The sequence below is a fragment of the Microbacterium sp. SZ1 genome, from assembly GCF_002362255.1.
Classification (GTDB): Bacteria; Actinomycetota; Actinomycetes; order Actinomycetales; family Microbacteriaceae; genus Microbacterium.
Window position 1 is genome coordinate 75,547 of record NZ_LPVV01000038.1, and the last position, 19,120, is coordinate 94,666.

The 19,120-nt window shown below is 68.5% G+C and carries 22 protein-coding genes; 3 read left to right on the forward strand and 19 right to left on the reverse strand.

Features of this window, described 5'->3' with window-relative positions; genetic code table 11:
- Positions 1–13 precede the first annotated feature (13 nt).
- From AUC47_RS12025 to AUC47_RS12035, 3 genes are read right to left on the reverse strand one after another with little or no spacing between them, the layout of a single operon-like run.
- Entirely contained in the window at positions 14–1,714 is a 1,701-nt protein-coding gene (locus AUC47_RS12025; RefSeq protein ID WP_256999565.1) for a bifunctional 3'-5' exonuclease/DNA polymerase, read from the reverse strand.
- Between the two features lie 25 nt (positions 1,715–1,739).
- On the reverse strand, positions 1,740–2,471 hold the full coding sequence (locus tag AUC47_RS12030; RefSeq protein WP_096715421.1) for a zinc ribbon domain-containing protein: 732 nt from the start codon (positions 2,469–2,471) through the stop codon (positions 1,740–1,742).
- Between the two features lie 51 nt (positions 2,472–2,522).
- The gene (locus AUC47_RS12035) at positions 2,523–2,927 is read right to left on the reverse strand and encodes a YchJ family protein (protein WP_096715422.1); all 405 of its coding nucleotides are present in this window, start codon (positions 2,925–2,927) and stop codon (positions 2,523–2,525) included.
- A 40-nt stretch (positions 2,928–2,967) separates the two neighbouring features.
- Between AUC47_RS12035 and AUC47_RS12040 the strand changes: the two genes are divergently transcribed.
- Positions 2,968–3,807 carry an aldo/keto reductase gene (locus AUC47_RS12040; protein ID WP_096715737.1) on the forward strand — a complete coding sequence of 280 codons (840 nt, stop codon included), beginning with the start codon at positions 2,968–2,970 and terminating at the stop codon, positions 3,805–3,807.
- A 15-nt stretch (positions 3,808–3,822) separates the two neighbouring features.
- Here the strand turns inward: AUC47_RS12040 and AUC47_RS12045 are convergent, their stop codons facing one another.
- Positions 3,823–4,659 carry a helix-turn-helix transcriptional regulator gene (locus AUC47_RS12045; RefSeq protein WP_096715738.1) on the reverse strand — a complete coding sequence of 279 codons (837 nt, stop codon included), beginning with the start codon at positions 4,657–4,659 and terminating at the stop codon, positions 3,823–3,825.
- A 102-nt stretch (positions 4,660–4,761) separates the two neighbouring features.
- Between AUC47_RS12045 and AUC47_RS12050 the strand changes: the two genes are divergently transcribed.
- The gene (locus AUC47_RS12050; RefSeq protein ID WP_096715423.1) at positions 4,762–5,526 is read left to right on the forward strand and encodes an SDR family oxidoreductase; all 765 of its coding nucleotides are present in this window, start codon (positions 4,762–4,764) and stop codon (positions 5,524–5,526) included.
- A 24-nt stretch (positions 5,527–5,550) separates the two neighbouring features.
- On the opposite strand, the gene AUC47_RS12055 is transcribed toward AUC47_RS12050, so the two are convergent.
- Complete coding sequence (locus tag AUC47_RS12055) at positions 5,551–6,438, reverse strand: TIGR01777 family oxidoreductase (protein WP_096715739.1); 888 nt, start codon at positions 6,436–6,438, stop codon at positions 5,551–5,553.
- Positions 6,439–6,586: 148 nt separating this feature from the next.
- Between AUC47_RS12055 and AUC47_RS12060 the strand changes: the two genes are divergently transcribed.
- Complete coding sequence (locus AUC47_RS12060) at positions 6,587–7,675, forward strand: AAA family ATPase (protein WP_179297609.1); 1,089 nt, start codon at positions 6,587–6,589, stop codon at positions 7,673–7,675.
- Between the two features lie 32 nt (positions 7,676–7,707).
- On the opposite strand, the gene AUC47_RS12065 is transcribed toward AUC47_RS12060, so the two are convergent.
- The 14 genes from AUC47_RS12065 to fliP form a co-directional block, all read right to left on the reverse strand.
- Positions 7,708–8,511, reverse strand: coding sequence for a sigma-70 family RNA polymerase sigma factor (locus AUC47_RS12065; RefSeq protein WP_096715425.1), 804 nt, complete (start codon positions 8,509–8,511; stop codon positions 7,708–7,710).
- 170 nt (positions 8,512–8,681) lie between these two features.
- Complete coding sequence (locus AUC47_RS12070) at positions 8,682–8,996, reverse strand: HU family DNA-binding protein (RefSeq protein ID WP_179297610.1); 315 nt, start codon at positions 8,994–8,996, stop codon at positions 8,682–8,684.
- A gap of 230 nt (positions 8,997–9,226) precedes the next feature.
- Positions 9,227–9,619 (reverse strand): flagellar assembly protein FliW, encoded by a 393-nt coding sequence (locus AUC47_RS12075; protein WP_096715427.1) that lies wholly within the window; start codon positions 9,617–9,619, stop codon positions 9,227–9,229.
- Entirely contained in the window at positions 9,616–10,503 is an 888-nt protein-coding gene (flgL, locus tag AUC47_RS12080; RefSeq protein ID WP_096715428.1) for a flagellar hook-associated protein FlgL, read from the reverse strand. The genes AUC47_RS12075 and flgL overlap by 4 nt, the downstream gene beginning before the upstream one ends.
- Positions 10,504–10,516: 13 nt before the next feature.
- The gene (flgK, locus tag AUC47_RS12085) at positions 10,517–11,923 is read right to left on the reverse strand and encodes a flagellar hook-associated protein FlgK (protein ID WP_096715740.1); all 1,407 of its coding nucleotides are present in this window, start codon (positions 11,921–11,923) and stop codon (positions 10,517–10,519) included.
- A 5-nt stretch (positions 11,924–11,928) separates the two neighbouring features.
- Positions 11,929–12,411, reverse strand: a complete 483-nt coding sequence (locus AUC47_RS12090) for a flagellar protein FlgN (RefSeq protein ID WP_096715429.1) — start codon at positions 12,409–12,411, stop codon at positions 11,929–11,931.
- Positions 12,412–12,530: 119 nt separating this feature from the next.
- Entirely contained in the window at positions 12,531–12,779 is a 249-nt protein-coding gene (csrA, locus tag AUC47_RS12095) for a carbon storage regulator CsrA (RefSeq protein ID WP_096715430.1), read from the reverse strand.
- A gap of 86 nt (positions 12,780–12,865) precedes the next feature.
- Positions 12,866–13,087 (reverse strand): DUF2283 domain-containing protein, encoded by a 222-nt coding sequence (locus tag AUC47_RS12100; RefSeq protein WP_096715431.1) that lies wholly within the window; start codon positions 13,085–13,087, stop codon positions 12,866–12,868.
- Positions 13,088–13,249: 162 nt separating this feature from the next.
- On the reverse strand, positions 13,250–13,969 hold the full coding sequence (locus tag AUC47_RS12105; protein ID WP_096715432.1) for a hypothetical protein: 720 nt from the start codon (positions 13,967–13,969) through the stop codon (positions 13,250–13,252).
- 135 nt (positions 13,970–14,104) lie between these two features.
- A complete protein-coding gene (locus tag AUC47_RS12110; RefSeq protein WP_096715433.1) occupies positions 14,105–16,168 on the reverse strand; it encodes a flagellar biosynthesis protein FlhA in 2,064 nt (687 codons plus the stop codon).
- Between the two features lie 46 nt (positions 16,169–16,214).
- Positions 16,215–17,318: an EscU/YscU/HrcU family type III secretion system export apparatus switch protein gene (locus AUC47_RS12115; protein ID WP_096715434.1), complete on the reverse strand. Its 1,104-nt coding sequence runs from the start codon at positions 17,316–17,318 to the stop codon at positions 16,215–16,217.
- Positions 17,315–18,076, reverse strand: a complete 762-nt coding sequence (locus tag AUC47_RS12120; RefSeq protein WP_096715741.1) for a flagellar biosynthetic protein FliR — start codon at positions 18,074–18,076, stop codon at positions 17,315–17,317. The genes AUC47_RS12115 and AUC47_RS12120 overlap by 4 nt, the downstream gene beginning before the upstream one ends.
- Positions 18,076–18,351 carry a flagellar biosynthesis protein FliQ gene (gene fliQ / locus AUC47_RS12125; RefSeq protein WP_096715435.1) on the reverse strand — a complete coding sequence of 92 codons (276 nt, stop codon included), beginning with the start codon at positions 18,349–18,351 and terminating at the stop codon, positions 18,076–18,078. Before fliQ ends, AUC47_RS12120 begins: the two co-directional genes overlap by 1 nt.
- A complete protein-coding gene (gene fliP / locus AUC47_RS12130) occupies positions 18,348–19,118 on the reverse strand; it encodes a flagellar type III secretion system pore protein FliP (RefSeq protein ID WP_373557865.1) in 771 nt (256 codons plus the stop codon). Before fliP ends, fliQ begins: the two co-directional genes overlap by 4 nt.
- Between the last annotated feature and the right edge of the window lie 2 nt (positions 19,119–19,120).

Below are 19,120 nucleotides of genomic sequence, written 5' to 3' on the forward strand. Positions count from 1 at the left end.
GTCTACGCGGGCGCTACTTCTCCGCCGACTCCGCGATGCGCAGATCCAGCGGGACGTCGATCGGGAAATCGCCGAACAAGCGACGCGTCGCGACGGCCGCCGCCTCGCGCACGGCATCCGCCGCCGCATCCGCCTGCTCCATGGGGACGTGGAGGATGACCTCGTCGTGCAGGAAGAACGCGAGGTGGGCGCGGGTGCGGAAGACGCCGGATGCCGGGGCTGGTCGCTCCGCCTCGGGGAACTGCTGCAGACGATGACGGATCTCGGCGAGCCAGATGAGCGACCACTCCGCGGCCGTGCCCTGCACGACGAAGTTGCGGGTGAAGCGGCCCCAATCCCGTGCGCGCCGGCGCGCGACGCTCACGTCCGTCGGCTCAGCGTCGGCATCCGTCGCCCTCGCCTGCATCCGCGACCACTCGGTCGACGGCCGGGGCGACGATCTGCCCAGCCAGGTCGACACGACCCCGCCGTCCTCGCCGACCCTGGCCGCCTCGTCGACGAGGGCCATCGCCCGCGGATACACCTTGCGGAGCCGCGGTACAAGACGGCCGCTGTCACCGGTCGTCGCTCCGTACATCGCCCCGAGGACCGCGTACTTGGCCTCCTCGCGCGTGCCCACGGCGCCTGTCGCCACGACGCCCGCATAGAGATCAGCGCCCTGCGCCGCGCGCGCCATGGCCCGATCGCCGGCCATCGCCGCGAGCATACGGGGTTCCAGCTGTGCAACGTCGGCCACGACAAGCCGCCACCCGTCGTCGGCACGCACCGCGCGGCGCAGGTTGCGGGGGATCTGCAGCGCCCCGCCACCGGCCGACGCCCAGCGTCCGGTGACGACACCGCCGGGGATGTACACGGGACGGAAGCGCCCGTCGTGCACCCATTCGGCGAGCCAGGCCCACCCGTTGGCGCTGAGCAGCCGAGCGAGCTTCTTGTACGCCAGGAGCGGGCCGATTACCGGATGGTCATGACGCGCGAGCTCCCAACGCCCCGTCGACTCGACATTCACTCCCACCCGGTGGAGCGCACGCAGGAGCTTCGGCTGACTGTCGAGGTTGAGCCCGGGGTCACCCAGGATGCTGCGGACGCGCTCTGCCTCGGCGAGCATGACGCTCGGCTGCCCGCCCGCGATCGGGCGGGTGCCGAGCGTCTCGACGAGGATCCGATGGTGGATCTCCTCGCTCCACGGGAGTCCCGCGGCGCGCATCTCCTCCGCGATGAGCCCGCCGGCCGATTCAGCGGAGGTGAGGAGGGCGAGCCGACCGTCCGCCGAGGAGTCGATCACTCGGCGCTGCAGGCGATACTGATCGAGCAGCCCACCGACAGGGTCGCCGGTTGACGGGCGCTCCAGAACGTCGAACAGCGACGGAGCGTCGTCGACGACGGGATCCTGTCGCACCCAGTCCGGCGACGGGGCGAGGGGCCGTGCGACCCGATCGGTGTCGCGAAGGATCGCGTGGCACAGCAGCAGGTCGTGCGTACGCGTGAGTCGTGCCCCCATCGCGAGCAGCGAGGGGTAGACCTCTCGGGCGCTGCGAATGATCCACCGTGGAGCGCCGTCGCGCTCCTGTTCCATGACCCAGTCGGCCACGGCATCCTCGGCGAGGCGATGGCGCTGCTGCTCCTGCGTCGCGTCGTCGAGCTCGACCGCCGTCCAGCCGCCGGCGCTCTCGCGCTCCAGGGCGATCCGGCGCTCCGGGGTCCGCCGCGAGGTCACGTCCGGCGCGCTCGCGGCGCGGGTGTCACAGGCCGGATTCCTCGGTACGAACGAGGATGCAGCCGCACTCGGGGCACGAGACCACGGCATCCTCGGCGGCACGACGGATCTCGGCCAGGTCGGTGCCGGGCAGCACGATACGACACCCCTCGCAGGTTCCCCGAGTGAGCAGAGCCGCTCCCGCGCTGTTCGCGGCGCGGCGCGTGTACTCGGCGAGCAGCGGCGCGGGGACGGTCGCGGCGACGGCCTCGCGGTCGCGGGCGAGCTGTGCTCCGAGGTCGGTCGCGGCGGCGACATCGGCCTTCGCCTGTGCAGTGAGAGCGGTGCCCTCCGTCGTCGTCGTGTCGAGCAGCGCCTGCTGGGCTGCCACGGCGGCATCGGCGTCTTCGACCCGCCCCATCACGTCGAGCTGAGCGTCTTCGAGGTCGCTCTGCCGACGCGCGAGGCTGGCGATCTCGTGCTCGAGGGCCTGTGCCTCCTTGGGATTCGTGGCGGCGGCCAGGCGCTGGGCATCGCGCGCGCGCCGCTGCTCGACCAGCGCGACATCCGACTCGATCCGCTTCAGCTCGGTGCGCACATCGTCGCGCGTTCCCGTCAGGGCGGTCAGCTCGCGCAGCTGCTCCTGACGGATCGCGACGAGCTCGGAGATACGAGCCGCCTGCGTGGGCTTGGTGCGCGCTCGCTCGGCCTGAGCGATGCGGCGGTCGAGGTCGGCGATGTCGAGAAGGATGCGCTGGTGCTCGGGGCTGGCGTTCACGCTCTCAAATCTACTCGGTGGGTCGGACGAGCGGACTCCGCAGTGCGCGCCTCACGACACGTCGCCGTCGACGTAGAGCCAGCTGCGGCCCTCGCGGACGAACCGGCTGCGCTCCCGCAGCACGCCGCGCTCGGTTCCCTGCTGCCACGAGGCCGCGAACTCGACGACGCCCTCACGGTCGAACGGGCCGCCGGCCACCCGATCGAGGATCGCGAGCCGCCGCCACACGAGACCGTCGTCGACATCGATCGTGGCCGGGCGTGTCGAGGGATGCCAGGTCGCCTGCAGATGGCGCACGTCGCCGCGCGCGAACGCGGTGTAGCGCGACCGCATGAGCCGTTCGGCCGTCGGCGCGGGTGCTCCGTCCAGCAGGGGTCCGCAGCAGGAGCGGAACAGATCGCCCGAGCCGCACGGGCACCGGAGCGTATCCTGCCCGCTGCCGTCATCCGGCGCCATGGTCTCCGCTCCCGTCACCGCTCCAGCGTACGCTGACGTCATGACCGCTCTCCCCCAGTTCACCGCCCACAACGGCTTCACCCTGCCTGCCCTCGGGCTCGGCACCTATGCGCTCAACGGCGACGCCGGGGCGGATGCCGTGGCCACCGCGATCGGCGCCGGCTACCGACTCCTCGACTCCGCGTTCAACTACGAGAACGAGGGGTCGGTCGGCCGAGGAGTCCGACAGTCCGACGTCGACCGCGCCGACCTCATCGTCACGACCAAGCTCCCCGGCCGACACCACGCCCGTGTGAAAGCGGTCGCGAGCATCGAGGAGAGTCGCTCGCGTCTCGGCCTCGACTCGACCGACCTGCACCTCATCCACTGGCCGAACCCGAGCCAGGACGAGTATGTGCAGGCCTGGGAGGCGCTCGTCGACGCACAGCAGCGCGGTGTCGTGCGGCAGATCGGCGTCTCGAACTTCCTGCCGGAGCACCTCGAGCGCATCGAGCGCGAGACGGGTGTGCGCCCCGTCGTGAACCAGATCGAGGTGCACCCGTACTTCCCGCAGACGGAGCAGCTCGCCTACCACCGCGAGCACGGCATCCTCACCGAGGCGTGGAGTCCGCTCGGACGCGCGAAGGAACTGCTCGATGAGTCGGTCGTCGCCGAGGTCGCCGCCGCGCACGGCATCACGGCGGCGCAGACGGTGCTCGCCTGGCACGTGGCGCGCGAGACCGTGGCGATTCCGAAGGCGTCGTCGCTCGATCACCAGCGGTCGAACCTCGCCGCCGGCGAGGTCGTCCTGGACGAGGCGGAGGTTGAGGCGATCACCGCGCTGGGCCGTGCCGACGGCCGCCTGTTCGACGCGGACCCCCGCACGCACGAGGAGTCCTGACGCGGCGGGACGAGATCAGACCCGCTGGGTGCCCAACACGCGGAGCAGCTCCAGCTTGCTCGCCGACTCCGACCCGGGCGCGGCCGTCAGCACGACCAGCGTCTGCGACTCGTCCTCGGTGAAGAGCGCCTGGCAGTCGACCTCGATCTCGCCGATGTCGGGGTGGATGAGCACCTTGTGGTCGTCGAACCGCCGACGGACCTCGTGCACCTCCCACAGGGCGGCGAACTCCGGGCTCTGCGCGCGCAGTGCACTCACGATCTCCCCGGCGCGCGACTTCTCCCCGAGCGCGCCGTAGGCGGCGCGCAGCGAGGCGACGAGCACGCGACTGCGGTGGTCATGATCCGCCTCCGGGTATCGGCTGCGCTCTTCGTCGACATCGGTGAACCAGCGGTAGATTCCGCTGCGCTCCAGCCCTTCCAGAGCGCTCGCGTCCCCGAGCAGGGCCTTCGCCGCATCGTTCTGCACGAGGACCTCGTCGAGCACCGAGACGATGAAGGCAGGAGTGTCGCTGAGCCGGTCGAGGATCCTCAGCATCCCGGGGTGCACGTAGTCGATGAACATCGCCCGGTCGGGCGCACTGTGCCCGCTCACCCGATGCAGGTAGTCGCGCTCGTCGGGACTGAGTCGCAGTGCCCGCGCCAGCGCGGCGAGGATCTGCACGCTCGGCTGCGGCCCACGCCGCTGCTCGAGACGGGTGTAGTAGTCGGTCGACATGGCGGCGAGCTGCGCCACCTCTTCGCGGCGCAGTCCCGGGGTGCGTCGTCGTGGCCCGGCGCTCAGCCCCACATCGCCGGGCCGCAGCTGCGCGCGGCGCGCAAGGAGGAAGTCCGCGAGCGCATCTCTGTCCACCTCCTCAGTATCGCGCGCGGTGGACGAGGCCATCCAGGGACCCCGGATCCCTGGATGACCGGTCCCTGGAGCGGCGTTCGGGATCCGCGCAGAGTTGGACTCATGGACATCAGCGGAAACACCATCTTCATCCCCGGAGCGACGAGCGGCATCGGCCTCTCCCTCGCACAGCGGTTCGCCGAGCGCGGCAACACGGTCATCGTCGGCGGACGACGCGGCGAGCTGCTGGAGCGGATCGCCGCGGAGAACCGGGGCATCGACACGGTGCAGATCGACACGACGGATGCCGACAGCATCCGCTCGGCAGCCGCGCAGGTGCTCGCCGCGCACCCCGACCTCAACGTGCTGATCACGATGGCGGGCATCATGCGCGCCGAGGACTGGACGACATCGAGCGGCTTCCTGGAGACGGCGGAATCCATCGTGACGACGAACCTGCTCGGACCGATCCGCCTGATCGCCGCCTTCATCGACCATCTCGTCACCCGACCGGATGCGACGATCATGACCGTGTCGTCGGGTCTCGCGTTCGCGCCGCTGCGGGTGACTCCGACGTACAACGCCACGAAGGCGGCCATCCACATGCTCAGCGAGTCGGTGCGGCTGCAGCTCGCCGGGACGAGCGTCGCCGTGCAGGAGCTCGAGCCCCCGTCGGTGCGCACCGCCCTCATGCCCGGCCAGGAGTCCAGCGACTTCGCCATGCCGCTCGACGACTTCGTCTCCGAGGTCATGGAGATCATCGAGTCGCAGCCCGACGCACGGGAGATCCAGGTCGAGAACGTGAAGTTCCTGCGCTACGGCGAGGCGCGCGGCGACTACGAGCAGGTCGTGGCGACGTTGAACGCCCGCGACCCGCACGGGAACTGATCGGACGGCGGTCGGCGCTGGCCGTCAGAGCGCTGCGTCGACCGCCTGCTGAACCGTGCGGTGGGTGAACGAGAAGCCGCTCTGCTCCAGTGCGGTCGGGCGGACATCGGCGTCCGAGAGCAGCAGCGAGTCGGCCGCCGCCCCCAGTGCCAGCTTCAGCGCCCACGCGGGTGCGGGCAGCCAGAACGGTCGATGCATCGCCGCCGCGACCGCGCGGCCGAGGTCGTTCGCGGTGGCGGCAGTGGGGCCCGAGAGGTTGACCGGGCCGTCGAGCTTCGCATCGATCACCTGGCGGATGCCGCGCACCTCGTCGTCGAGCGAGATCCACGGCCACACCTGGGTTCCCCGCCCGAGCGGGCCGGCGAGCCCGAAGCGCGTGAGCTGGATCAGCGGCTTGAGCACACCCTGCCGATGCACGATGGGCGCCGTGCGCAGAAGCGCCACGCGCGTGCGGTCGCCGGCGCGGAGCGCCTCGTCCTCCCACCGCACGCAGAGCTTCGCGAGGAACGTGTCGCCCGGACCCGCCGTCTCCGAGAGGGTCTCCCCCGGCGCCGAGCCGTAGTAGCCGACGGCGGAGGCGGACACCAGGGCGGGCGAGTCGTCGCCGAGGGCTCGCAGGGCCGCGGCGATGGTCCGCGTCGAGGAGATCCGCGAGTCCACGAGCTCGCGCCGATACCCCGGGGTCCACGGCAGCCGCCCGACGCTCGCACCCCCGAGTGCGACGACCGCGACGGCTCCGTCGAGCGCTGCGGGAGACAGCTCTTCCGCGGACGGATCCCACTGGACTTCGTCGGACGAGCGGGCGGGGCGTCGGACGAGCGTCGTGACGGAGATGCCGTCGGCCCGGAGAGACGACACGAGCGCCGTCCCGACGAGCCCGGAGGCTCCGCTGACCACGATGCGTCCATTCATGCCGACTCCCGATCCTCGACCGCCCGGAGAAATCTCCTGCCCCGAGTCTGTCACGGTGCGGTCACGACGCGCCCGAGTTTCGATCCGTACCTTACGCCCCGCGCGAGCCGACCGATATTACAGTTCGGGGAGCGCAGGAAGAGGAGAAGTGACCACCACCTACATCGAGACCGGCGGCCATGTACGGGTCTACGACGACGCCGTGCGGACGCACGAGGTGTTCCCCCTCGGCACCTACCGGGTGCACTTCACGTCGAAGGAGGGTTTCAGCCTCATCAAGGTCGACGACCTCACCGTCGGCACGGAGCGCGTCTACGGCGGCCTCGACAGGAAGGTCGCGAAGATCTTCCGCTCGTACGCGCTGTCCGACCGCAGTCTCGGGGTCATGCTCTCCGGTGACAAGGGGATCGGCAAGACGCTCTTCCTGCGGATGGTCGCGGAGGAGGCACGAGATCAGGCTCTGCCCGTCGTCATCGTCTCGGAGGACAACGAGGGCATCGTGGAGTTCCTCGACAGCCTCGACGAGTGCCTCATCGTGTTCGACGAGTTCGAGAAGACGTTCCCCGTGGCCCGCCGCGGCGGCGTCGACGGCGCGAACCGCCAGAACCAGTTCCTCTCACTCTTCGACGGCCTCTCGTCTGTCAAGCGCATCTACTGCCTGACGGTCAACGACATCAACGACGTCAGCACGTACATCGTGAACCGGCCGGGGCGTTTCCACTACCACATGCGGTTCGAGTATCCAGGACCCGACGAGGTGAGGCAGTACCTGCTCGATCAGGCGCCGAACGCCGACCCCACCGAGATCGAGAATGTCGCGCTGTTCTCGCGCAGAGCACGCTTGAACTACGACCACCTCCGCGCGATCGCGTTCGAGCTCGCCCAACCCGACACGCTCTTCTCGGAGATCGTGCAGGATCTCAACATCAAGTCGATCGAACCGAGCCTGTACCGCATCGAAGCGCGCTTCCCCGACGGCAAGGTCTGGTCGGAGGAAGCGGAGATGAACCTCTTCGAGCGCGGTGATGTGGGCCGCACCTACGAGCTGCGCAACGCGAACCGGTCGTTGTTCGCATCGTTCGTCCCCCGCGACCTCGTATTCGAGTCCGATGGCACGATCTTCATACCGATCGACCGGCTCGAGCTCGTCGACGACGAGGACGAGGAGCCCGAGATCTATCCGACAAGCGTGAGCCTCACCCTCGTCGGCCAGACCGCGTACGGGTTCGGACTCTGAGACGACGCTCGGGACAGGTCTGAGGGGGCGCCTCAGACGCCGATGGTCTGCCCCAGGAACGAACGCGCGTAGCGGTGACCGCTCGCGATCGCCAAGCGGTCGAAGTACGCGTCGAGGACGGCGGTCGATGAGCGCGACCTACGGGTCTCCCCGCCATGCCCGTCGGCGAGATGACGGTCGAGCGCGTCGCGCAGCATCCGCACCGCCTCCGCACGCTGCTGCGACACCGCAGCATGGGAGACCCCGAGCTCCTCGGCGATCTCCGTGACGGTGCGGTCCTCGAAGTAGATCGCCCTGACGATGCGTCGCTTGCGCTCGGGCAGGGCATCGACGGCGATGTGCAGGAGCTCCTCCCGCTCCGCCGCGATCGCCATCTCCTCGGGGAGGTATCCGCTCCAGACGATCTGATGCACGTCGAGCACATCCAGGCTCGTGACGGTGCGCTCGGCATCCGCGAGCTGCTGCGTGACCGCTCTGGCGTCGATCCCCATCGCGTCCGCGATCTCGGTGACCGTCGGCGTTCGTCCCAGCACACCGCCCAGCATGTCGCGGACGCGGACGGTCTCCCTCGCCTTCACCCTGACGTCGCGCGGCGCCCAGTCCATCGCCCTCAGCTCATCCTTCAGGGCCCAGTTGATCCGCTCGCGCGCATAGGCGCCGAAGGGCACGCCGAGATCCGCGTCGTATCTGTCCGCCGCGCGGACGAGCGCGAACGCGCCGGCGGCAGCGAGGTCTTCTCTGGAGACATGGGTCAACCGGGCGGCGACAGCGGCGGTCGCCGCTCCGACGATGTGCAGGTGATCGACCACGAGCTTGTTCCGCGCGCGCAACGGCATACGGTCCCGCCTCTTCCGCTGTCAGTGCAAGCCCCCCAGCGACCCACAGCATCACCACCCCACGGTGACGAGAAACATCATTCGTCTACATGCTAGGGCCGCGGAGGGCGCGGAGAGGGACCGAACGTCGAAACGCTCGTGAATTCTCGTTTACGTTTAGATCACGATTGCTATTCGGTCGACTTGACGCGCTTGTTCACCTCGCGCGTCGCCGAGAACTTCAGCACCGTGTAGTCGTCGACCTCGCCGGCCCCCTCGTCCTTCGAGAACTGCACCCGGTGACCCTTGTGGGTCTGCGGGTAGAACTTCCCGAAGTTCGTCAAGGTCACGGTGTTGCCGCGACTGACGAGATCGACGAGCTCGTCGATCATCGCGTTGTACGCCGTCTGCGCAGCGCCCACGGAGATCCCGCCCCGCCGCGCGAACCGCTGCACGAACTCCCTCTTGCTCACCCGACTCGTGTCGAGCGTCCTGGATGTGCTCATTTTCCGTCCAATGGAAATGTCACCCGTCACCGGGCGTCTTGCGCTGTACCCCACCAGCGACATCCGCCGACGCGCGCAGGCCCCACACTTCCTGCAACGTCGTCGGATCTGCCAGTACCCCAGCCTGTGCTCCTCAGAGGATAACTACTGTTCCTTGGTATATGCGGTGAAAATCGAATTCCTCTGAGCATCGATCCACCGGACACCCGAAAAGGCTGAGAGGATCTCCCTCAGCCGTCGAGCCGCACGCGGATCGGATACTCCTCGTCGTCGAGGATGATCTGCAGCGCCCGCCCGGTCGCGGGATCGAGCACGATCGGCGCTCGAAGGTTCACGTACACACCGTCGTCGGACGGATTGGCCACGATCAGGATCCGTACGTCCGCGGCTTCGCCCACCCCGAGATCGGATCGGACTCCGGCAGAGATGCGCGGGCCGTAGTGGTAATCGTTGAACACCGGGTCGAGCAGGAAGAGCCGAACATCGGCATCCGTCGCACGGAGCGCGTAGAGGCCGTCGGCGCCCGCGATCGGCTCCAGCGAGAACGACGTGTGCGGCCGCAGGCCGGGCATGGGCGCGACGAAGTCGACGGCGATGCCCGCGGTATCGGTGAGGACGGTCATCGCAGGAACTCCAGCAGGTTGGTCTGCAGCGACTTCGCGGTCACCTGCAGGGCGGATTGGAACACGAGCTCGGCGGACTGCAGGCGCACGAGCACCTCGAGGCTGTCGACGTTCTCGACCTCGACCCGGCGGGCCTCCAGGTCGGTCGACACCGACAGGTTCTGCGACATGGCCCTCTCGATCTGAACCTGACGGGCCCCCGTCTCCCCGCGCGCCGCAGTGAATGCCGTGAGGCGTGCGTCGACGTCGGCGAGACGCGAGCCGACGTTCGCGCCGCCGCGCAGCTCTGCGGCGATGTCGCGCAGCATCGCGAAGGCGCTCGTCGGGCCGGATCCGAACGCCTGAGCGCCGTCGAAGTCCACCCGCACGGTCTCGTTGTCACTGATGCGGCGACGCACACCGTCGCCTGCGGTGCCGTTGAAGCCGAAGGTCACCGGGTCGAACGCCGTGGCCGCATCGCTGGTGCCGGCGAACACGCTGCGCCCCAGAACGGTGGTGTTCGCCTGCGAGAGCAGCTCGGCGCTGATCGTCTCGAGTTCCTGCGCGATCGACTCGCGGGCCGTCGCGCTGAGCGCACCCGAGTTCGCCCCCTGCGCGACGAGATCGCGAGCGCGGTTGAGCAGGTCGGTGCTGGCGTCGAGAGCGGTGTCGACGGTCGTGACCCAGGCGAGTCCGTCGCTGAGATTGCGGGAGAACTGAGCCACGCGCGACTGCTCGCCGTGCAGCCCCAGGGTGGTGGCGGCCGCGGCCGGGTCCTCGCTCGGAGTGCGGAACGCACGCTGCGACGTCGCCTGGTGCTGCAGCCGCTCCCGGTCGACGAGGTTGCTCTGCAGGGTGCGCAGCGACTGCTGCGTCATGGTGTTGCTCGTGATGCGCCCGATCATGATGCCTCCGGGATCAGCGGCCGACTAGGCCGGTGCGGTTGATGAGCAGATCGAGCGCCTCGTCGACCGCGGTGAGCACGCGCGCAGCCGCCTGATACGCGGTCTGATAGGTGAGGAGGTTGATGGTCTCCTCATCACCGTCGACCGAGGCGTTCGACTGCTGCGCGGTGACGGCGGCAACCGCGCCCATGTCGGCGATGTCGGCCCGCTGGCGGTCTCCCCCGACGGTCACGGAGAAGCCCGTCACGAAACTCGACCACACGGTGCTCGGCCCCGACGCCGACGACCCGAGGGTGCTGATGCGGTCGGCGATCGTGGTGTCCTTGGCTCCGGCGCCCGGCGCGGCCAGCGCGAGGTCGGCGAGTCCGTCGGGCACCACCCGGAGTCCGAGAGCGGCCGGTCCGCTCGCGTCGATCGTGAAGAAGTCGCCGCCCGGCGTGCCGGCTGACGTCACACCTGTGCGGTGGATGTCGTTGACGGCCGTCGCGAGGGCGGATGCCGTCGCGTTGTAGGCCGCGGCGACGCCGGCGAGCGTGCCGCCATCGGCCGCAGGACCGAGCGCGCTGATCGCACCGCCGACCGAACCGCCCGTCAGAGCGACCGGCACCGTCGGACGATCCGCCCAGGCCACCGTGATCCGGCCACCCGCGGCGATCTCCCGCGGACCGCTCACCGTCAGCGCGCGACCGACGTCGCCGGAGACCAGGGCGTTGCCGTCGATGCGGAGGGTCAGGGTGCCGTCGGCCTCGACCGCTCCCGTGGCGCCGACCGCGGTCGACAGCTGCTGCGCGAGCACGTTGCGCTGATCGATGAGCTCGTTGGCGCCGCGCCCCGAGAGCAGGGCATCGCGGATCTGCCCGTTGAGGGCAGCGACCTGCCCGGCCATCGCGTTGACATCGGCGATCTGCCGGTCCACCTGACCGCGCAGATCGGTCCACTGCCCGGCGATCGACTGATACCCGGCGGCGATCTGACCGACGAGCACCTCGGCGTTCGTCAGCACGACCTTGGCCGCCCCGGCATCCGGGGTGTTGGCGAGGTCGGACCAGCCCGACCAGAACCGGTTGAGGTTCGCGGCGAGCCCGTCGGACGTCGGCTCGGCCATCACGGCCTCCGCCTGACCGGCCGCAGTCGCTCTCGTGACCCAGAAGCCGGACGTTCCGAGCGCGTCGCGCACCCGCGCGTCGAGCAGGTCGTTCCCGAGGCGGGCGACACCGGTGACTCCGACTCCCCCACCGACGGAGAACGTGGTCGGCCAGAGCCCCGTGGACCCCGGAGCCGACAGCGACGTCTGCTCGAGCCGCTGCCGCGTGTAGCCGGCGGTGGTCTGGTTGGCGATGTTCTGCCCCGTGACTGTCATGCCGGCGCGAGCCGCGGCGAGAGCGGATTCGGCGAGCCGGAGTCCTGCGAACGACGACATCGTGGTCACACCCTCGTGTCGAGCAGGCGGGCATCGCCGTCGCGGACGACGTCGCCGGACGGGTCGTACTCACCGGTCGGTGTGCCGAGGCCGGCGATGGTCTCCTGCGTGACGCGGATCGCCGTACGCAGGCGCTGCTCGTTGACCTTCTTCATCTGGGCGATCTCCTCGGCCAGCGAGGTCATCGCCTCGAGGTGACCGGACATGACCTCGCGCCAGGCGTCGGTGGGTGCGGCGTCGATGAGCTCTCGCAGCGTCGTGGCCTCAGGGACTCCCCATTCGTCGGCGACGGCGACCACCAGTGTGTCGCGCGAGAGGGCGACCGTCGGCATCGCCGCCAGCACCCGATCGATCTCGTTCGCCGCGTGGTGGATCCAGCGGTTCCGTCCGGTCGCGAGGAGCATCTGCTGCTCGTCGAGCTTGAAGAGCAGCACCTCGAGCAGATCGCGCTCTCGCATCAGCTGCATGCTCAGGTCGTGAGCGGCCACGGTTCGTCACCTCGTCAGTCGCGGTTTGCCGACGGGATTGCCCGTCATACTCAGGACTATCGCGACATCGATGTGCGGGGTAACTCGGGCCGGATGGGGAGAACTCCCCATTGACAGCCTCAGGGTTTCGTGCTGATCCGCGCGAGCGCCCCCAGAAGGGCGTTCTCTGCGGCGTCGTCGGAAGAGGTCTGCACGGCCTCCTGATTGGCGTCGGAGACCGCCAGCACGATCTCCGCGCGGTTGATGCGCTTGTCGCGCGGTGCATCGATGCCGACACGGACGCCGCCCGGTGTGACCGCGAGGATCGTGACTGTGATGTCGTCGCCGATCAGGATGCTCTCGTTCGCGCGCCTCGTGAGTACCAGCATGCTTCGTCCGCCTTCCATGGCCGGCACGCAGGAGCGCGCCCAGACAAAACTAGCGCATGATCCGCTCGTAAATGAGAGGAACAAGTTCAGATCCTCACGGCATTGTCCAGCACCTCCGGTCGAAGAAGCACGCTGGCAGCGAGTATCTCCACCCCGATCACGCGACCTTGCGCGTCGAAATCGAGGATGATCTCACCTCGGCCGTTCGGAGGATGAATCTCGGGGATCTGGACGATCGCTTCCCCATCCGCGATATCCCCCAGAGCGAGGTACGCCGCATCTACTTCGGAGTCATATCGGATCTTCATCGCCCTCCACTGCTTCCCCCGCCACCTGCGCGGGTGACGGTGATGATGGTTCCGGTTTTGTCGTTGACGACCACTCGGATCCCGTTCGCTTCGAACACCGATGTCCCCTTCTCATTGCCTTTCGTCCTGCGACCTTCTTGCAGAGCGATCTTCACGAGGTTCTCAGTGATGTTTCGTTTCTGCCATTTGCTTCAGTGCATGCTTTGACCACTGCGCAACGATCTTCAGCAGAGGAATCCAGAACGGATCGGCCACGACCGGGTAGCTCGCCCCAGCGTGCCGCACCGTCTGGGTCAGCGTATCGCCGCGAACGTCGTAGTAAGTCGGCACCGTCGCCCCGGTGGAATCGACCGCCCAGGGCGCCGCGACATAGGCGAGTACCAAACCGTCCCCGGTTTCGACAGTGACGCTACCATCTTCGTTAAGAACCGCTGTCGCTCCTTCGGGAAGAGTCAGGTCATACTCGTAGCGTTCGGGAGCTCCGGACTCCTCAATCACCGTCAGCATCTGGACTGATCCCCCCACCTTCGGGACTGAGACAGTGCTCGAGCCATCGCCGTGGATGTACCCGACGATGCCCTCGTCCGAGACGACGGTCTGCTCCGCGTCATCACCGCGCGGAACGTCGACGGTGATAATCCCTCCGGCCGAAGCAAGGGCTAGTCCGCCGCCAGGATCCACCGGAACCTTCACCCGTTCACCCTCAGAGTTGTCCGAGACTGCTCCCGCCAGCACCTCGGGGACGACGAGTTCCGCAACCGACACTGGATCGAGATCGTCCTGTTCACTCGCTTCATGGTTGGCGACCGTCGACGAGGTAGCGAGAGCTACCGCGAGAAGGCCCGACGCAATTCTGATCTTCTGGATGGGTGGCAACATCATGGTGCTCTCCTATCGAGGAAATGAACTCTCGACGAAGATCGTCCACACGTTGGCCCGGTATGGCAGTATGCACATGGCGACGACCATCGCGTCTGAAGATGAGAACTGCCGCGCAATCTGGTCCCTCTGGGTGAATTAATTCGCCATCGGGAGGGCGGTGGGCGCGATGCGCACGACACCGACCACATCGGTCGCGAATCCGCCGGCCGCAGCTTCGTCGTACGACAGCACCGGCAGCCCGCGCACCTGGGCCGTCAACATCTTCCGCACGGCCGCGCGGAGCGAGGGAGCGCAGACCAGCACGGGCTCGGAGCCGGACTGGTCGAGCTCTGCGACGGTCCGCCGTACGCTCTCGAGGAGCTGCATCGTGGCCTCGGGGCTCAGCACGATCTGGGTCTGGCCTTCCACGGCTCGCATGCCCTCGAGCATCTGCTGCTCGAGCATCGGATCGAACATCAGGACGCGCATGCGACCGTCCTGCGCGAAGCGGGCTGCGATGGCCGGTCCGAGTGCGGTGCGAGCCGCCTCGATGAGACCCGGGGTGTCTGTCGAGGTCTTCGCCCGGAGCGCGAGCGCCTCGTAGATGCGGGCGAGGTCGTTGATCGGCACGCGCTCCGAGAGCAGCCCGGCGAGCACGCGCTGGATGGCCGCGAGGGAGAGCATCGCCGGCGTGAGCTCCTCGACCGTGGCAGGGCTGGACTGCTTGAGGTGCTCGGTCAGCTGCCGCACGTCCTCGAGCGACAGCAGCCGGTCGGCCTGGCTCTGCACCACGTCGGACAGGTGGGTGATGATGACGCTCGCCCGATCGATGACGGTCGCCCCCGCCATGTCGGCGGCGTGCGACATCTCGGTCGGCACCCACTTGCCCTCGAGGCCGAACACCGGGTCCGTCACCGCCGTGCCCGGCAGCTGTTCGAGCCCGGTCCCGATGGCCAGCACATGGCCGCGCGGCACCGTGCCACGGCCGACCTCCACTCCTGCGATGAGCAACGCGTAGGTCTGCGCGGGAAGGTCGATGTTGTCGCGGGTCCGCACCGGCGGCATCAGGATGCCGATGTCCATGGCGAGCTTGCGGCGGAGCGACTTCACCCTGGTCAGCAGATCGCCCTGGCCGCCCGAGGCGAGATCGACGATGTCGGGGGCCAGCGAGATCTCGAGGGCGTGCACGCGCATCCGGTCCATGAGCTCTTCGGGGCCCTCGGCCGCCGCCTCGGCCGCTTCGAGCTGCTGGGCGTCGAGCGCCGCAGCCGTCTCCTTCGCCTCGTTCGCCCGCACCCGCGAGGCGGCGAACAGCAGCACGGCACCGATCGCGAGGAACACCAGCAGCGGCATCCCCGGGATGAAGCCCATCGCGCAGGCGGCGAGGCCGGTGATGAGAAGCGCGTTGCGCGACTGCAGCAGCTGCCGGCCCGCCGCCTGCCCCATCTCCGCCTCGGCGTTCTCACGGGTCACGATCATGCCGGTGGACACGGCCATGAGCAGCGCCGGGATCTGGGTGACCAGCCCGTCGCCGATCGTGAGGATGCTGTACGTCTCGAGCGCCTCGCCGACCTCCATGCCGTGCTGGACCATGCCGATGACGATGCCGCCGACGAAGTTGATGACGACGATGACGATCCCGGCGATCGCATCGCCCTTCACGAACTTCGACGCGCCGTCCATCGCACCGTAGAAGTCGGCCTCGGCGGCGACCTCGGCCCGACGCGCGCGAGCTTCGGCCTCGGTGATCAGCCCGGCGTTGAGGTCGGCGTCGATCGCCATCTGCTTGCCGGGCATGGCGTCGAGGGTGAAGCGGGCTCCGACCTCCGCGACGCGCTCCGCGCCCTTGGTCACCACGACGAACTGGATGACCGTGAGGATGAGGAAGATCACCGCGCCGATCACGAGGGATCCGCTGATCGTGATCTGGCCGAACGCCTGGATGACCTGTCCGGCGTGCGCCTCACTGAGCACCAGGCGTGTCGATGCGACGTTGAGACCCAGCCGGAACAGGGTGGCGACCAGCAGCAGGCTCGGGAACACCGAGAACTCCAGCGGCTTCTTGATGAACATCGCCGTGAGCAGGATCAGCAGAGCGAACGAGATGTTGACGACGATGAGCACGTCGAGCAGCCCGGTGGGGATCGGGACGATGAGCAGCAGGATGATGCCGACGACGCCGACCGGCACTGCGGCCTTCGACAGGATCTGTCCGATCATGGGTGTCTCGTTCTCTCGTGACGGTGGATGTACGGGATGTCGTGGGTCACAGCCCGCGGTCGCGGGTGCTCTCGAACGGCATGGTGTGGGTGCCGCGCGCCGAACCTCGCCGCTTCAGATGCTCGATGAACGCCAGCACCTGGGCGACCGCGGTGTACAGCTCTTCCGGGATCTCGCAGCCGAGCTCGCACGCAGAGTGCAGCGCGCGCGCGAGCGGGATGTCGCGCACCAGGGGCACGCCCGCCTCCTCCGCCTTCTCGCGGATCTTCTGGGCGACGACGCCCGCGCCCTTCGCGACGACCCGCGGAGCGGACTTGCCTGGCTCGTATCGGAGGGCGACCGCGACGTGCGTCGGGTTGACGAGCACGACGTCGCTGTCGCCGACGGCCGCGATCATCCGGTTGCGGCTGAGGGCGATCTGACGCGAGCGACGCTGGGAGCGCACGAGCGGGTCGCCCTCGCTCTTCTTGTGCTCGTCCTTCGCCTCCTTCTTCGTCATGTGCGTATGCTTGCGGTTGCGGCGCATCACCACCACGACGTCGATCGCGGCGAGCAGGATGCCGACGGCCACCGCGACCTGCAGCAGCGCGACCGCTCCCCCGGCGGCCTGCTCCAGCAGCCAGGTGATGTTGTGGCTGCCGCTCGCCATCAGCACGGGAACGAGCCCCGACACGACGATCCACAGCGAGACGCCGATCGCGGCGGTCTTGAGAAGCGCCTTGACCCCCTCCCACAGCGCCTGTCGCCCGAAGACGCGCTTGAGCCCGGTCACGATGTTGAACTGCTCGGCGCGCATCGGCACGCCGCGCAGGTGGATGCCGCCCTGGGCGATGGCGGTGGCGGCCGTGGCGAGCAGCACCACCAGGAGCATCGGCAGGAGAACGCCCCCGAGCGACGCGATGGCCGCGCCCAGCGCGTCCATCGCGGCTCCGTCGGCGGGGTGCCGGGCGACCTGCGAGACACGGAGGAAGAGATCGGTGGTGACCTGGGTGCCCGCGGCGACGGTCGGCACCATCATCACCGCGGCGGCGGCGATGCACACCCATGCCGTGAAATCCTGACTGCGTCCGATCTGCCCCTTGCGACGGGCGTCCCGGAGCCGTTGCTCGGTGGCCTTCTCGGTGCGTTCCCCGGAGTCGACGTCGCTCACCGCGTCACCCCCACGAGCAGCCGAGCCGCGTCCTCGGCGATCGCGGCGACCACACTGGGCAAGGCGGCGTAGACGAAACCGACCAGCACGAGCGTGAGCCCGATCTTCACGGGGAAGCCCATCGCGAAGGCGTTGAGCGCCGGCGCGACCCTGGTCACCAACCCCAGACCGACGTCGGCGAGGAACAGCACGATCAGCAGCGGCCCGGCGATCTGGACCGCGCTGAGCATCATCTGTCCGGTCGCACCGACGAGCGCCTCGGCCGGGTTCGTCAGGTCGATGACACCCGAGACCGGGATCGCGTCGAACGAGCGGAAGAGGCCGCCGAGCACGAGCTGGTAGCCGTCGGACGCGAACAGGAGCAGCAGCGCCGTCATCTGGAACAGGCGGGTGAACTGGGCGCCGTTGATCGCCATACCCGGATCGAACGCCTGCGCCAGCTGGAAGCCGCCGAACGTGTCGACGAGGTGACCGGCTCCCTGGATCGCGCTGAACAGCACCATGACGAGGAAGCCGAGCAGCGCCCCCGTGAACGCCTGCCCCACGAGGGCGAGCAGGAAGCCGCCGGTGTCGAGGCGCTCGTATCCGACCGTGACCACGGGAGAGACGGCGAGGGCGAGACCCGCCCCGAGCATCGCGCGGATGCGCATCGGGATCGTGGCATGGCTGAACGGGGGCGCCAGCACGAGGAACGCCGTGATGCGCACGCAGGCGAGCGCCGTGGCCTCGAGCCAGGTGAAGTCGATGGGGATGTTCATCATCCGCCGTTCAGCAGACCGGGGATGCGGGCGAACATCTCGTTCGAGAAGGCGATGAGCTCGGCGATCATCCAGTGCCCGCTCACGAGCAGCGCGATGCCCACCGCGACCAGCTTCGGCACGAACGAGATCGTCATCTCCTGCACCTGCGTGATCGACTGCAGCAGCGAGATCGCGAATCCCACCACGAGGGCCGTTATCAAGAGCGGTGCGCACAGCTTCGCGCCGAGGATCAGGGCGGCCTGTCCGATGTCGATGACGGCTTCGGGGCTCATCCGCCACCCCCGCTGTACGACTGCACCAGGGCCGTGATGATCATTCCCCAGCCGTCGATGAGCAGGAACAGGAGGATCTTGAACGGCAGCGAGATCATCACCGGCGGGAGCATCATCATGCCCATCGACATGAGGGCGCTGGCCACGACGAGGTCGATGACGAGGAACGGCACGAAGATGACGAACCCGATGAGGAACGCGGCTCGGAGCTCGCTGATCATGAACGCCGGAACGAGCGTCTGCAGCGGGATGCTCGCCGCGTCGGTCGGGTTGTCGAGCTGCGCCGCCCGGTGCATGAGGGCGATGTCCTCCTCACGCGTGTACGACAGCATCCAGTCGCGCAACGGCGCCTGAGCGAGGTCGAACGCCTGACCGAAGTCGATCCGGCCGGCCGTGAACGGGCTCACGGCGACGGTGTTGATGTCGGTGAGCACCGGCCACATGATGAACAGCGTCAGGAACAGGCTGAGGCCGGCGAGCACCTGGTTCGGTGGGATGGACGGCAGCGAGAGCGCGTTCCGGGTCAGGGCCAGCACGACGAAGATCTTCGTGAAGCTCGACATCATGAGCAGCAGTGCGGGTGCGACGCTCAAGACGGTGATGCCGAGCAGTGTCATGATGCTGTCGGACGGCGTTCCGTTGATGCCGTTGATGGTCACGCCACCGCCGTCGCCGGTCTCGGAGGGCAGGACCGCCGCCTGAGCATCCGCGGCCCCGAGCACGACCATCGTGACGGCCACGCCGACCGCGACGAGCGCGATCGTCACGG

Bases quoted from the DNA above. Each gene is read 5' to 3' on its own strand.
- AUC47_RS12055 (WP_096715739.1), bottom strand. From the start codon at position 6,438: ATGAATGGACGCATCGTGGTCAGCGGAGCCTCCGGGCTCGTCGGGACG.
- fliQ (WP_096715435.1), bottom strand. From the start codon at position 18,351: ATGAGCCCCGAAGCCGTCATCGACATCGGACAGGCCGCCCTGATCCTC.
- AUC47_RS12075 (WP_096715427.1), bottom strand. From the start codon at position 9,619: ATGACCGTCCTCACCGATACCGCGGGCATCGCCGTCGACTTCGTCGCG.
- AUC47_RS12110 (WP_096715433.1), bottom strand. From the start codon at position 16,168: ATGATCGGACAGATCCTGTCGAAGGCCGCAGTGCCGGTCGGCGTCGTC.
- AUC47_RS12040 (WP_096715737.1), top strand. From the start codon at position 2,968: ATGACCGCTCTCCCCCAGTTCACCGCCCACAACGGCTTCACCCTGCCT.
- AUC47_RS12050 (WP_096715423.1), top strand. From the start codon at position 4,762: ATGGACATCAGCGGAAACACCATCTTCATCCCCGGAGCGACGAGCGGC.
- flgK (WP_096715740.1), bottom strand. From the start codon at position 11,923: ATGTCGTCGTTCGCAGGACTCCGGCTCGCCGAATCCGCTCTCGCCGCG.
- AUC47_RS12105 (WP_096715432.1), bottom strand. From the start codon at position 13,969: ATGATGTTGCCACCCATCCAGAAGATCAGAATTGCGTCGGGCCTTCTC.
- AUC47_RS12120 (WP_096715741.1), bottom strand. From the start codon at position 18,076: ATGAACATCCCCATCGACTTCACCTGGCTCGAGGCCACGGCGCTCGCC.
- AUC47_RS12065 (WP_096715425.1), bottom strand. From the start codon at position 8,511: ATGCCGTTGCGCGCGCGGAACAAGCTCGTGGTCGATCACCTGCACATC.
- flgL (WP_096715428.1), bottom strand. From the start codon at position 10,503: ATGATCGGGCGCATCACGAGCAACACCATGACGCAGCAGTCGCTGCGC.
- AUC47_RS12100 (WP_096715431.1), bottom strand. From the start codon at position 13,087: ATGAAGATCCGATATGACTCCGAAGTAGATGCGGCGTACCTCGCTCTG.
- AUC47_RS12035 (WP_096715422.1), bottom strand. From the start codon at position 2,927: ATGGCGCCGGATGACGGCAGCGGGCAGGATACGCTCCGGTGCCCGTGC.
- csrA (WP_096715430.1), bottom strand. From the start codon at position 12,779: ATGCTGGTACTCACGAGGCGCGCGAACGAGAGCATCCTGATCGGCGAC.
- AUC47_RS12070 (WP_179297610.1), bottom strand. From the start codon at position 8,996: ATGAGCACATCCAGGACGCTCGACACGAGTCGGGTGAGCAAGAGGGAG.